Annotated in this window: 11 protein-coding genes; 8 read left to right on the plus strand and 3 right to left on the minus strand. The window is 69.9% G+C overall.

The window, feature by feature from the left end; all coding sequences use genetic code 11:
* Positions 1 to 69: 69 nt before the first annotated feature.
* From ACIBUY_RS41600 to ACIBUY_RS41620, 5 genes are all read left to right on the plus strand, one after another.
* Positions 70 to 1,434 (plus strand): phosphomannomutase/phosphoglucomutase, encoded by a 1,365-nt coding sequence (locus ACIBUY_RS41600; RefSeq protein WP_399155460.1) that lies wholly within the window; start codon positions 70 to 72, stop codon positions 1,432 to 1,434.
* A 146-nt stretch (positions 1,435 to 1,580) separates the two neighbouring features.
* Positions 1,581 to 1,751 (plus strand): Trm112 family protein, encoded by a 171-nt coding sequence (locus tag ACIBUY_RS41605; RefSeq protein ID WP_365580037.1) that lies wholly within the window; start codon positions 1,581 to 1,583, stop codon positions 1,749 to 1,751.
* Between the two features lie 32 nt (positions 1,752 to 1,783).
* On the plus strand, positions 1,784 to 2,911 hold the full coding sequence (locus tag ACIBUY_RS41610; RefSeq protein WP_365580040.1) for an SIS domain-containing protein: 1,128 nt from the start codon (positions 1,784 to 1,786) through the stop codon (positions 2,909 to 2,911).
* 64 nt (positions 2,912 to 2,975) lie between these two features.
* A complete protein-coding gene (manA, locus tag ACIBUY_RS41615; RefSeq protein ID WP_399155461.1) occupies positions 2,976 to 4,127 on the plus strand; it encodes a mannose-6-phosphate isomerase, class I in 1,152 nt (383 codons plus the stop codon).
* A 119-nt stretch (positions 4,128 to 4,246) separates the two neighbouring features.
* On the plus strand, positions 4,247 to 5,230 hold the full coding sequence (locus ACIBUY_RS41620) for a cation diffusion facilitator family transporter (protein WP_365580045.1): 984 nt from the start codon (positions 4,247 to 4,249) through the stop codon (positions 5,228 to 5,230).
* Between the two features lie 70 nt (positions 5,231 to 5,300).
* On the opposite strand, the gene ACIBUY_RS41625 is transcribed toward ACIBUY_RS41620, so the two are convergent.
* Positions 5,301 to 7,379: a fructose-specific PTS transporter subunit EIIC gene (locus ACIBUY_RS41625; RefSeq protein WP_399155462.1), complete on the minus strand. Its 2,079-nt coding sequence runs from the start codon at positions 7,377 to 7,379 to the stop codon at positions 5,301 to 5,303.
* A gap of 433 nt (positions 7,380 to 7,812) precedes the next feature.
* Here ACIBUY_RS41625 and ahcY point away from each other — a divergent pair, with 433 nt between their 5' ends.
* Complete coding sequence (ahcY, locus tag ACIBUY_RS41630; protein WP_366078489.1) at positions 7,813 to 9,276, plus strand: adenosylhomocysteinase; 1,464 nt, start codon at positions 7,813 to 7,815, stop codon at positions 9,274 to 9,276.
* A gap of 200 nt (positions 9,277 to 9,476) precedes the next feature.
* Positions 9,477 to 10,091, plus strand: a complete 615-nt coding sequence (locus ACIBUY_RS41635) for a hypothetical protein (RefSeq protein ID WP_365580879.1) — start codon at positions 9,477 to 9,479, stop codon at positions 10,089 to 10,091.
* Positions 10,092 to 10,138: 47 nt separating this feature from the next.
* Here ACIBUY_RS41635 and ACIBUY_RS41640 read toward each other — a convergent pair whose 3' ends face one another.
* Positions 10,139 to 11,113, minus strand: coding sequence for an RDD family protein (locus tag ACIBUY_RS41640; protein WP_365580876.1), 975 nt, complete (start codon positions 11,111 to 11,113; stop codon positions 10,139 to 10,141).
* A gap of 105 nt (positions 11,114 to 11,218) precedes the next feature.
* Here ACIBUY_RS41640 and ACIBUY_RS41645 point away from each other — a divergent pair, with 105 nt between their 5' ends.
* Complete coding sequence (locus ACIBUY_RS41645) at positions 11,219 to 12,226, plus strand: stage II sporulation protein M (protein WP_365580873.1); 1,008 nt, start codon at positions 11,219 to 11,221, stop codon at positions 12,224 to 12,226.
* A 226-nt stretch (positions 12,227 to 12,452) separates the two neighbouring features.
* Here ACIBUY_RS41645 and ACIBUY_RS41650 read toward each other — a convergent pair.
* On the minus strand, positions 12,453 to 12,632 hold a 180-nt coding region (locus ACIBUY_RS41650), incomplete at its 5' end, for a hypothetical protein (RefSeq protein WP_399155463.1).

Below are 12,632 nucleotides of genomic sequence, written 5' to 3' on the forward strand. Positions count from 1 at the left end.
CGGTCGGTTGTCGGCGCGGCCAGGTAGTTTGTGGAGTCAGTGAAGGACTCCAGGAGGGCTGGGCCGGCAGTGGCTGCTGATCTGTCGCAGATCGTGAAGGCGTACGACGTGCGCGGGGTGGTCCCGGACCAGTGGGACGAGAGGCTCGCCGAGCTGTTCGGCGCCGCCTTCGTGCGCGTGACCGACGCCTCGGCGATCGTCGTCGGGCACGACATGCGGCCCTCGTCGCCCGGGCTGACCCGCGCCTTCGCGCGCGGTGCCGCCGCCCTCGGCGCGGACGTCACCGAGATCGGCCTGTGCTCCACCGACCAGCTGTACTACGCGTCGGGCGCGCTCGGCCTGCCCGGCGCCATGTTCACCGCGTCGCACAATCCCGCGCAGTACAACGGGATCAAGATGTGCCGGGCGGGCGCCGCCCCCGTCGGCCAGGACACGGGCCTGGCCGAGATCCGCCAACTGGCCGAGGAATGGAGCGAGTCGGGCGCCCCCGAGCCCGCCGCCACGGCGGGCACGATCACGCAGCGCGACACGTTGGAGGACTACGCGGCGCACCTGCGCGGCCTGGTCGACCTCACCTCCATCCGCCCCCTGAAGGTGGTCGTCGACGCGGGCAACGGGATGGGCGGGCACACCGTCCCGACCGTGTTCGACGGGCTGCCGCTGGACGTCGTACCGATGTACTTCGAGCTCGACGGCACGTTCCCGAACCACGAGGCGAACCCGCTGGACCCGGCCAACATCGTGGACCTCCAGGCCCGCGTGCGCGCCGAGGGCGCCGACATCGGCCTGGCCTTCGACGGCGACGCGGACCGCTGCTTCGTCGTCGACGAGAACGGGGACCCGGTCTCCCCGTCCGCCATCACCGCCCTCGTCGCCTCCCGCGAGCTCGCGAGGAACGGCGGGGCGGGCACGATCATCCACAACCTGATCACGTCCTGGTCCGTCCCCGAGGTCGTGAAGGAGAACGGCGGCACGCCGGTCCGCACGCGCGTGGGCCACTCCTTCATCAAGCAGGAGATGGCGACGAGCGGCGCGATCTTCGGGGGCGAGCACTCCGCGCACTACTACTTCAAGGACTTCTGGAACGCGGACACGGGCATGCTCGCCGCGCTCCACGTCCTCGCGGCACTCGGCGGCCAGGACGGCCCGCTCTCCGCGCTGGTCTCCTCCTACGACCGCTACGCCGGCTCCGGCGAGATCAACTCCACGGTCGCCGACCAGGCCGACCGCCTCGCCGCGATCAGGGCCGCGTACGGCGACCGCGACGGGATCACCCTGGACGAGCTCGACGGCCTGACGGTCACGTCCACGGACTGGTGGTTCAACGTCCGCCCGTCGAACACGGAGCCGCTGCTGCGCCTGAACGCGGAGGCGCGGGACACGGAGACGATGGAGAAGGTGCGGGACGAGGTGCTGGCCGTCATCCGGGCCTGACCCGCAGCGGCCCCCGCCCCCCCCGGCCCGGCACCCCTGGCCCGCCCATGATCCACCCGGCCCGCGACACCGCCCCGGCGGTACGCTGACCGGGGCTGAACAAAAGCACCCCGTACCCACACACCCGCACCCCGAAGGGACCCCCCATGCCGCTCGAAGCCGGCCTCCTGGAGATCCTCGCCTGCCCGGTCTGCCACGCCCCCCTCAAGGAGGCCGACGCTGAGCTGATCTGCACCGGCGACGACTGCGGCCTGGCCTACCCGGTCCGCGACGGCATCCCCGTCCTCCTGGTCGACGAGGCCCGCCGCCCCGCGTAACCACCCCGCTCACGAGCAGGAGGCCCGCCGCCATGTTCGACGAACCGCTCCTGGACGACCCGGAGGCGCTGGCCAGGGCCGACCACCGCGGCCTGCTGCGCGGCGCCGCCGAAGCGGGCGCCCGCGTCCGCACGGCGGCCCGGTACGCGGCAGAGGCCGGTATCACCGAGCTCAAGCCGGACGGCCGCCCCCGCGCCGTCCTGATCGCGGGCCCCGGCACCGCGGCCGCAGGCGTCGCCGACCTCATCGGCCGCCTGGCGGGCGCGGCCTGCCCGGTGACGAAGCTGCGCGCCACCGGCGTCGCCGCGGCCGCGGGCGCCCTGCGCTGGGACCTGCCGGGCTGGGCGGGCCCCGTCGACCTGCTCCTGATCGCCACCCCGGACGGCACCGAACCGAGCCTCTCGCTCCTGGTAGAGCAGGCCTACCGGCGCAGCGTCACCGTCGTCGCCGTCTGCCCGACCGGCGCCCCGCTCACCGAAGCCGTGGCCGGCGCCCACGGCCTGTTCGTCCCGATGGCCACGGCCCCGTACGAGCAGGACGAACCGGCCGCGGCCTCCGCGCCGGGCGCGCTCTGGGCCCTGCTCACCCCCCTCCTCGCGCTCCTCGACCGCACCGGCCTCCTCGCCGCGCCCGCGGAGGTCCTGGAGAAGGTCGCCGACCGCCTCGACCGCACCGCCGAGCGCTGCGGCCCGGCCATCGCGACGTACAGCAATCCGGCGAAGACCCTCGCCTCCGAGCTCGCCGAATCGCTCCCGCTGATCTGGACGGAGGGCGCGGCCGCGGGCCCGGCGGGCCGCAGGTTCGCCGCCGCCCTCGCCGAGCTGGCCGGACGCCCCGCGCTCGCCGCCGACCTGCCCGAGGCGATGCCCGCGCACGGCGCGCTGCTCACCAGTGCCCTCGCCGCGGGCGGCAACCCCGACGACTTCTTCCGCGACCGCGTCGAGGACGAGCAGGCCCTGCGCGCCCGCGTCGTCCTGCTCCGCGACCGGCCCACCGGCGGCCTCTCCGCCGCCCCCGCCGCCCGCGAACTCGCGCTGTCGCACGACACCGCGATCAGCGAACTCGAACCGGAGGAGGGCACCGAGCTCGAGACCCTCGCCGAGCTGATCGCCGTCACGGATTTCGCCGCCGTTTACCTGGGCCTCGCCTCCACGGCGTGAGCTGACCCCCTCGGCACGCGCTCGCCGCCGCACTCATCGCCGTACGCACCGGAAGACTGGACGCATGGACCGCCTCACCAACACCATCCGCCCCTACGCCTGGGGCTCCACCACCGCCATCCCGCACCTCGTCGGCGCCGAGCCGACCGGCGAACCCCAGGCCGAGATGTGGATGGGCGCCCACCCCGGCGCCCCCTCGCGCACCGAGCGCGGCCCGCTCAACGAGGTGATCGACGCGGACCCGGCCGCCGAGCTGGGGGAGGAGGCGGTCGCCAAGTTCGGCCCCCGCCTGCCCTTCCTGCTCAAGCTGCTCGCCGCCGGCGCACCCCTCTCGCTGCAGGTGCACCCGAACCTCCAGCAGGCGAAGGAGGGTTACGAGGAAGAGGAGAGGCGGGGCGTTCCGATCACGGCGCCCGACCGCAACTACAAGGACGCCAACCACAAGCCCGAACTCATCTGCGCCCTCACCCCGTTCGACGGCCTGTGCGGCTTCCGCGCGCCCGAGGAAGCGGCCGAGCTGCTCGAGGGCCTCGGCGTCGACAGCCTCAAGCCGTACGCCGATCTGCTGCGCGCCCACCCCGAAGAGGCCGCGCTGCGCGAGGTGCTGACCGCCGTCCTGAGCGCCGACCGCGACGAGATGGCCCAGACCGTCGCCGACGCCACGGCCGCCGCCCAGCGCATCGGCGGCGACTACGAGCCGTACGCGGGCATCGCCCACCACTACCCCGGCGACCCGGGCGTCATCGCGGCCATGCTCCTCAACTACGTCCAACTGCAGCCCGGCGAAGCCCTGTTCCTCGGCGCGGGCGTCCCGCACGCGTACCTGAACGGCCTCGGCGTCGAGATCATGGCCAACTCCGACAACGTCCTGCGGTGCGGCCTGACCCCCAAGCACGTCGACGTCCCCGAGCTGCTGCGCATCGTCCGCTTCGAGGCCACCGACCCGGGCGTGCTGCGTCCCGAGGCCTCCCCGGACGGCGAAGAGGTCTACGACACCCCGATCGACGAGTTCCGCCTCTCCCGCTTCGTCCTGCCCGAGGGCGCCGCCGCGCGCGACCTCACCGCGGCCACCCCGCAGATCCTGCTCTGCACGGCGGGCACGGTCCGGGCCGGTGACCTCACCCTCGCACCCGGCGAGTCGGCCTTCGTCGCTGCGGGCGAAAAGGCTGAAGTGTCCGGAGTCGGCACGGTTTTCCGGGCGACGGTCGTGGCCTGAGAGGACTCTGAGCCGTCCCGTGCTGCAACAATGACCCACCGCAAAGGCCGGGCAAAGCAGCATGGCTTCTCGCGGCAGCGGCACGGGACGTACGACCTCGAAGGGACACCAGGAACAACATGAGTGCTTCAGGCGGAGCAAAGGCGATCGTGGCGGCGCTCGCCGCCAATCTCGCAATCGCGGTGGCGAAGTTCGTGGCGTTCCTCTTCAGCAACTCCTCGTCGATGCTCGCCGAGTCGGTCCACTCGCTCGCCGACTCCGGAAACCAGGCCCTGCTGCTGCTCGGCGGCAAGAAGGCCCAGCGCGAAGCGACCCCGCAACACCCCTTCGGGTACGGGCGCGAGCGCTACGTCTACGCCTTCCTGGTCTCCATCGTCCTCTTCTCCGTCGGTGGCATGTTCGCCGTCTACGAGGGCTACGAGAAGATCAGGCACCCGCACGAACTGGACAACTGGTACTGGCCGGTCGGCGTCCTCGTCTTCGCGATCATCGCCGAGGGCTTCTCCTTCCGTACGGCCATCAAGGAGTCCAACGCCCTGCGCGGCAAGCTCACTTGGAGCCAGTTCATCAAGCGCGCCAAGGCCCCCGAGCTTCCCGTCGTCCTCCTGGAGGACTTCGGCGCGCTCATCGGTCTGATCCTCGCGCTCTTCGGCGTGGGCCTCACCCTCGCCACCGGCGAGGGCGTCTGGGACGGCATCGGCACGCTCTGCATCGGCCTCCTCCTGATCACCATCGCGATCGTCCTCGCCCTGGAGACCAAGTCCCTGCTCCTCGGCGAGTCCGCGGGCACGGACGAGGTCGCGGCGATCGAGAAGGCGGTCGTCGACGGCAACACCGTCACCGGCCTGATCCACATGCGCACGCTCCACCTCGGCCCCGAGGAACTCCTCGTCGCCGCGAAGATCGCCGTCCAGCACGACGACACGGCCGCCGAGGTCGCCCGCGCCATCAACGAGGCCGAGGCCCGCATCCGCGCCGCCGTCCCCATCGCCCGCGTCATCTACCTCGAGCCCGACATCTACAGCGAGGCCGAGGCCGCGAAGGGCCCGGACCGAGAGGCCACGCCGGGCGGCCCGACGCCTGCCGAGACGCCGGGTCACTGAGTCTTCGTTCTACGTAGTGGGGCCCCCGCCGATTCTTTCGGCGGGGGCCCCACTGCGTCATGACCCGCGGTTACTGAACCTCGGCCAGCACCCGCAGGATCGCGGCGTCGTCCGGAGCGGCCTGCAACCGCGCCCGGAACTCCGTGTCCATCAACTTCCGCGACAGCAGCGCGAGAATCCGCAGATGCTCGTCACCGGCGGCCGCCTCCGGCACCGCGATCATGAAGACGAGCTTCGCCTTCGTCCCGTCCAGCGAGCCCCACTCGATCCCCTCGGCGGACCGGGCGAACCCGACGACCGGCGACGCCACCGCATCCGTCTTGGCATGCGGAATGGCGATCTCCTCGCCGAGCCCCGTCGTCCCCTGCGCCTCGCGACGCAGCGCGGTCTGCACCAGTTCCTCTACGTCCTTGACCTTGCCGGTGGACGCGAGCAGCCCCGCGATCTCGCGGATCGCGGACTCCTTGTCCTGGGCGTCCAGTTGGACCTTCACGGTCTGCTCGGTGAGATAGCCGGACAGGACCTCGTCGTCGCTGCCGCTCGGCTTTTCGGCGGCGGCCGGGGAAGGAGCAACGGCGGTCGAGGCCTGCGGCGCCGCTGCCGCCGCCTGCACCGTGGCACCAGCACCAGCACCAGCACCGGCACCAGCGCCGGCGCCGACGGTCGCCAGAGCGGGTTCGGCCACCGAGGCTCCACCGTTCAACTTGCGCTGCTGGATGCCGACCAGCGCGTTCGTGGTGAGCGCGGTGACGACCGTACCGGCGGCGATGGCGACGAAGAACATCGCGACCCCGCTGATGGCACCGAACAGCGAAACGATCGGACCACCGTGCGGCACGGAGTCCTCGACGCCCGCCACACCGGCGATCGCACCGGCGACGGCGCCACCGAGCATGTTGGCCGGGATCACCTGGAGTGGTCGCGCGGCCGCGAACGGAATGGCACCTTCAGAGATTCCGAAGAAGCCCATGAACAAGGCGGCGAGCCCTGTCTCCTGCTCCTGCTTGCTGTAGAGCTTCTTGCGCAGCAGCGTGGCCAGGCCCTGGCCGAGCGGCATGACCGGGATGGCGGCGGCGGCCATACCCATGACGGCGTTGTTGGTGCCGATCAGGCCGACGGAGACGAGGAAGGCCGTCTTGTTGACCGGGCCGCCCATGTCGAAGGAGATCATCAGGCCGATGATGATGCCGAGCACGATCGCGCTCGAACCGGTCATCCCGTTCAGCCAGTTGGTCAGGTGCGTGAACACCCAGGAGATCGGCTGCCCGATCACGTAGATGTAGAACAGCCCGAGCGCCAAGGTCGAGACGATCGGCAGCACGATGATGGGCATGATCGGCTGGACGACCTTGGGAACCTTGACCTTCTTGAGGCCCAGGACCAGGTATCCGGCGAGGAAACCGGTGACGATCGCACCGAGGAAGCCCGCGTTGGCGTCGGCCTTGTAGATGCCCACGGCGTCCGAGGCCAGGAAGCCGCCGATCATGCCGGGCACGAGAGCGGGACGGTCGGCCAGGGCGTACGCGATGTAGCCGGAGAAGATCGGCAGCATCAGGCTGAAGCCGGTCGTGCCGAGCTTGTTGACGTACCACCAGAAGGTCTCTTCCGGAATGACCAGGCCGCCCTTGGGGTCGGCGTGCCCGCCGAGCGAGAGCGAAATGGCCAGCAGCAGACCGCCGACGACAACGAACGGGATCATGTACGAGACGCCGTTCATCAGCGCCTTGTACGCGAGGCTCCGCTCCTTGCCGCCGCCACTGCCGGCCGCGGGAGCCGCACCGGCGGCCTGCACCGGAGCGTTCTGCACCTGCGCGATGAGCTCCTCGGGCCGGTGGATGCCGTCGGCGACCGGGACGCTCAGCACCTTCTTGCCGGCGAAGCGGTCGAGGTCGACTTCCTTGTCCGCGGCGATGATGATGCCGTCGGCGTTCTTGACATCGTTGTCAGTCAAGACGTTCTCGGCGCCGATGGATCCTTGCGTCTCCACCTTCATGTCGATGCCGAGGGCATCGGCTGCCTGCTGCAGCTTCTCCGCCGCCATATAGGTGTGCGCGATGCCGGTCGGACAGGCGGTCACCGCGAGCAGCTTCAACTTCTTCTGCTGCTCGACGGCCCCTCCGCCCGCGTGGGGGTCGGCCGGACTGGTCACGTGGCTCTCCTTTGCGCCTTCGCCTTACAAGACCGCGCAAATGTTCGCGGCCTTCCTAGCATCCTGCAACACATAAGCACGGGATCAAAAGCCCAAAAGTCCCTAATTGCCCGGTCTCACGCCACTTCTGCTCCTGTGAATCAACAGGCGAGAATCAGCCACGCCCCTACGCCCAGCTGGGTGGAGCGGGGGTGGGGGCGACTGCGCCGATCGGTGTAGATTCGTAACGAGCCAGACGTCGCTGCTGATGGCGGTCGGGCGGCCCGCACGCCGGGTCGTCCGAGGGAGAGAGGGCCTCCGACGGACTGCGCTGCGAGCGCCAGGGGCCACCCGTGTCCCGGGCACTCGCAGACCAGCCATGCGCGCATCCCGTACGGGTAGGCGCGTCAGCCCACCTCGACCGACCGCAACTGCACCGAGGAGCAGCTCACTCATGACTTCTGCCGCCACCCGACAGGACCAGGACTTCAAGGTCGCCGACCTGTCCCTGGCCGACTTCGGGCGCAAGGAGATCACCCTCGCCGAGCACGAGATGCCCGGTCTGATGTCGATCCGCAAGGAGTACGCCGCCACGCAGCCCCTCGCGGGCGCCCGCGTCACCGGCTCCCTGCACATGACGGTCCAGACGGCCGTCCTCATCGAGACCCTGGTCGCCCTGGGCGCCGAGGTCCGCTGGGCGTCCTGCAACATCTTCTCCACCCAGGACCACGCCGCCGCGGCCATCGCGGTGGGCCCGAACGGCACGCCGGACAACCCCCAGGGCGTCCCCGTCTTCGCCTGGAAGGGCGAGACGCTCGAGGAGTACTGGTGGTGCACGGAGCAGGCGCTGACCTGGCCGAACTCGCCCACCGGCGGTCCGAACATGATTCTGGACGACGGCGGTGACGCCACCCTCCTCGTCCACAAGGGCGTCGAGTACGAGAAGGACGGCAAGGTCCCCTCGGTCGACACCGCCGAGTCCGACGAGCACCGTGTCATCCTCCAGCTCCTGAACGACACGATCTCCGAGGGCTCCCAGAAGTGGACCCGCCTGGCCTCCGAGATCCGCGGCGTGACGGAGGAGACCACGACGGGTGTCCACCGCCTGTACGAGATGCAGCGCGACGGCGTCCTGCTGTTCCCCGCGATCAATGTGAACGACGCGGTGACGAAGTCGAAGTTCGACAACAAGTACGGCTGCCGCCACTCCCTGATCGACGGCATCAACCGCGCCACGGACGTCCTCATCGGCGGCAAGACGGCGCTGGTCTGCGGTTACGGCGACGTCGGCAAGGGCTGCGCGGAGTCGCTGCGCGGCCAGGGTGCGCGTGTCATCGTCACGGAGATCGACCCGATCTGCGCGCTGCAGGCGGCGATGGACGGCTACCAGGTCGCGACGCTGGACGACGTCGTGGACCAGGTCGACATCTTCGTGACGACGACCGGCAACAAGGACATCATCATGGCGAGCGACATGGCCAAGATGAAGCACCAGGCGATCGTCGGGAACATCGGCCACTTCGACAACGAGATCGACATGGCCGGTCTGGCGCAGATCCCGGGGATCGTGAAGGACGAGGTCAAGCCGCAGGTCCACACGTGGACGTTCCCCGACGGCAAGGTCCTCATCGTGCTGTCCGAGGGCCGCCTGCTGAACCTGGGCAACGCGACCGGCCACCCGTCGTTCGTGATGTCCAACTCGTTCGCGGACCAGACGCTGGCCCAGATCGAGCTGTTCACGAAGCAGGCCGAGTACCCGACCGACGTGTACGTGCTGCCCAAGCACCTCGACGAGAAGGTCGCGCGTCTCCACCTGGACGCGCTCGGCGTCAAGCTCACCGAGCTGCGCCCGGAGCAGGCCGCGTACATCGGTGTCGAGGTAGAGGGCCCGTACAAGCCGGACCACTACCGCTACTGAGCACCGGCTGAGCACCACCCGGTCGCACCCGCCGACTGACAGGACAGGCCCCCGCACCCCCGTGCCGGGGGCCTGTCCCGTGCCGGGCCGCACCGCTGGCTACGGTGGACACGTCCTTCGACGCCCGCCGGCCCGCACGGCCGGGACATCCCGACCGACGGCGGCCGTCATCAGGCCAGACAGAGGACCCCACGAACCCCATGCCCCGCGGCCGATATTCGCTCCACGATCCGCACGATCACACCCCCCTCGGTGAAGAGCACTTCCACTGCGCACCCGGCCCCTCCGGCTGGCGCTACGTCGCCCAACGGACCACTCCCTCCGGCGAACACGCCGGCTCGATCGACCTCGCCCTCGACGCGCTCGGCCGCCCCATCCGCCTCGAACTCAACGCCGCGAGCTGGCAGGTGAGAGGCGCCGCACTCGACGGCGTGACCTGGGTACGCACCGACCCCACCGGCACCCACGCCACCGAAGGAAACGCCCCCGCGCACGCGTTCACAGGCACATCCCCCGCGTTCCTCATCGCCACCACGCGTCTGCTGAACCTCACCCCCGCATCCCCCTCGACCCGCGTCCGCCTCGTCGCCCTCACGGATCCCGTCCTGGCCCCCCGCACCCTGGACCAGTCCTGGACCTTGCTGAACAGCGAAGCACACGCCACTGACAACGGCCCCCTGACCGTGGACGAATACCAGGTCACAGCCCTGGACACGGGGGAACAGCACACCGTCCACATCAGCGGCGACGTGGTCCTCGCGGCCCCCGGCATCGAGCTGGAGAACCTCGAGACCCCACCGTCGACGTTCGCCTGAACTCCGCCGGTCCCGCTACGACTTCAGGCCCGACTTCCGGCACGACTTCAGGCAGGCGGAACGAACCCGGTGGCCGGCGGCTCCGAACCCGCCTGATCCGAACCGGAGTTGCCGGGCTGCGGAGCAGGAGGCGACGCGGCCGGGGGAGTGGACGGGAAACCCGCGGGAGCAGACGGAACGACGGGCGGCACGCCACCCGCGGCCTGCCCGGGACCGCCGTACGCTCCAGGCACCGCGCCCGACATCGGCGGACCGGCCTGCCCCGCATGCCCCACCGCACCGAAGGCCCGCTGCACCTCTCGCGACTGCCGCTCGTGCATCACCGCGGCCAGGAACGCGGCCGGAGGAACGTCGGAGGGGGCCGGCGCCCCGGTGTGCGCGGCGATATCAGCGGCAAGCCGCTGGGCCACACCCCACCCGACTTGCGGATCCAACTGCCCCATCCGCGTCAGGTATTGACGCACGGCGAGCCACAGCCCCTCCGGCACGGCGGACAGATCCAGCTGGGCGAACCGTCCCACCAGCCACGGCGGCGGGGGCGGCACGAACGCGGCCTGCCCCGTGGGCACCCGTTCCCGTACGACGAGAGTCCCCGCGAACACGTCCCCGACCCGGCGACCACGCGCCGACACCAGCGAGGCGATGCACGCCACGACCCCGAAGGTCATCAGGATCTCGACGACCCCGACGGCCCCCCGCACCAACGCGTGCCGGAACCGGATCGGCCCACCGTCGTCCCGTACGACCCGCAGCCCGCACGCGAGCTTCCCCAGCGACCGCCCGTGGCTCAACGTCTCCACGGCGATCGGAACCCCGACCAGCACCAGCAGGAACAGGGCCACGGACAGGGCGGCAGCAGCGGCATCGTCCATCGAGGAGGTCGCAGCCACCACGGCCATCGTCACAGCGATGTAGACGACGAAATACACCGCCAGATCGATGAGCACGGCGAGCGCCCGGCTCGGCAGCTTCGCGGGCCGCAGCTCCAAGGCCACCGCCTCGCCCGTCACCAGCTCACTCACGCCGGCCACCCACCCTTCCCTCACCTGCCCTCGGAACCGCCAGTCTGCCAAGCTGAGAGCAGATCGCGCCGTACAGGTGCCGGAAAGCGAGGAGCAGCAGACCGGATGGATCTCGACGTCTTCGTGTCCACCCACCGAGCCGAGTGGGACCGCCTGGACGCTCTGCTGCGGCGCCGACGCCGTCTGACCGGCACAGAGGCGGACGAACTGGTGACGCTGTACCAGCGCACGGCCACGCACCTCTCCCTCATTCAGTCGAGCGCCCCGGACCCGCGCGTCATCGGTCGCCTCACCCAACTCGTGGCACGCGCGCGTAGTGCAGTGACAGGAACCCGCCGCGCTTCATGGCGCGACGTCACGCGCTTCCTCACCCACGGTTTCCCGGCAGCGGTCTACAAGGCACGCCATTGGTGGGTCCCCACCGCACTCGTCTCCACAGGGATAGCCGCCCTGATCGGTTGGTGGATCGGCGTACACCCCGAAGTCCAGGCATCCATAGCCGCCCCGTCCGAGCTCCGCGAGATGACGAAGCCGGGCGGCCAGTACGAGACGTACTACTCGAGCCACCCGGCAGCGTCGTTCGCCGCCCAGGTCTGGACGAACAATGCGCAGGCCACCGCGATGTGCCTGGTCCTGGGCATCTTCCTGGGCCTGCCGGTCCTGTGGATCCTCTTCCAGAACATGCTGAACGTAGGGGTGGGCATCGGCCTGATGACCTCGGCCGGCCGCCTGGACACCTTCCTGGGCCTGATCCTCCCGCACGGGCTGCTCGAACTGACCGCCGTCTTCGTCGCCGCCGGCACGGGCCTCCGACTCGGCTGGACGGTCATCGACCCCGGTCCCCGTTCCCGCAGGACTGCCCTCGCCGAAGAGGGCCGCGCAGCACTCGGCATGGCCATCGGACTCGCCCTGGTCCTCTTCGTCTCCGGCGCCATCGAAGGCTTCGTAACCCCCTCGGGCCTCCCGACCTGGGCCCGCATCGGCATCGGCATCGCCGCAGAACTCGCCTTCCTCACCTACGTCTACGTCCTGGGTGGGCGGGCGGTTCGAGAGGGCGAAACGGGGGACCTGGAGGCAACGGAGCGCAGCTCGGTGCTGCCGGTGGCCGCCTGATGTGCATCGAAGGTCTCTGACCTGTTAGTCTCCTCTTCGCCCCGGAAAGGACGTTGACACGGCCTGGACGGGGAGGTAGATTCGAACAGTTGCCCCGAACTCGACAGGTTCGACCACAACGGCTAGTATCTAGCGCGCTTCACGAAATAACATTCTTCGAGAAGCCCCCCGATTAATCGGAAATGCGAGTCGGTCAGACCGGCCCAAAACTTCTGATAAAGTCGGCTCAGCCGAAAGGTAAAGGCCCTCCAACGGCCACCGGAATTGAAATCCGAACCGGAAACGGAACGGAAAACGGATCTGGTAAGGTTGGAAACACGAAATACTGAAGGGAAGCGCCCGGAGGAAAGCCCGAGAGGGCGAGTACAAAGGAAGCGTCCGTTCCTTGAGAACTCAACAGCGTGCC

It is taken from the genome of Streptomyces sp. NPDC050085 (assembly GCF_044460595.1).
GTDB lineage: Bacteria > Actinomycetota > Actinomycetes > Streptomycetales > Streptomycetaceae > Streptomyces.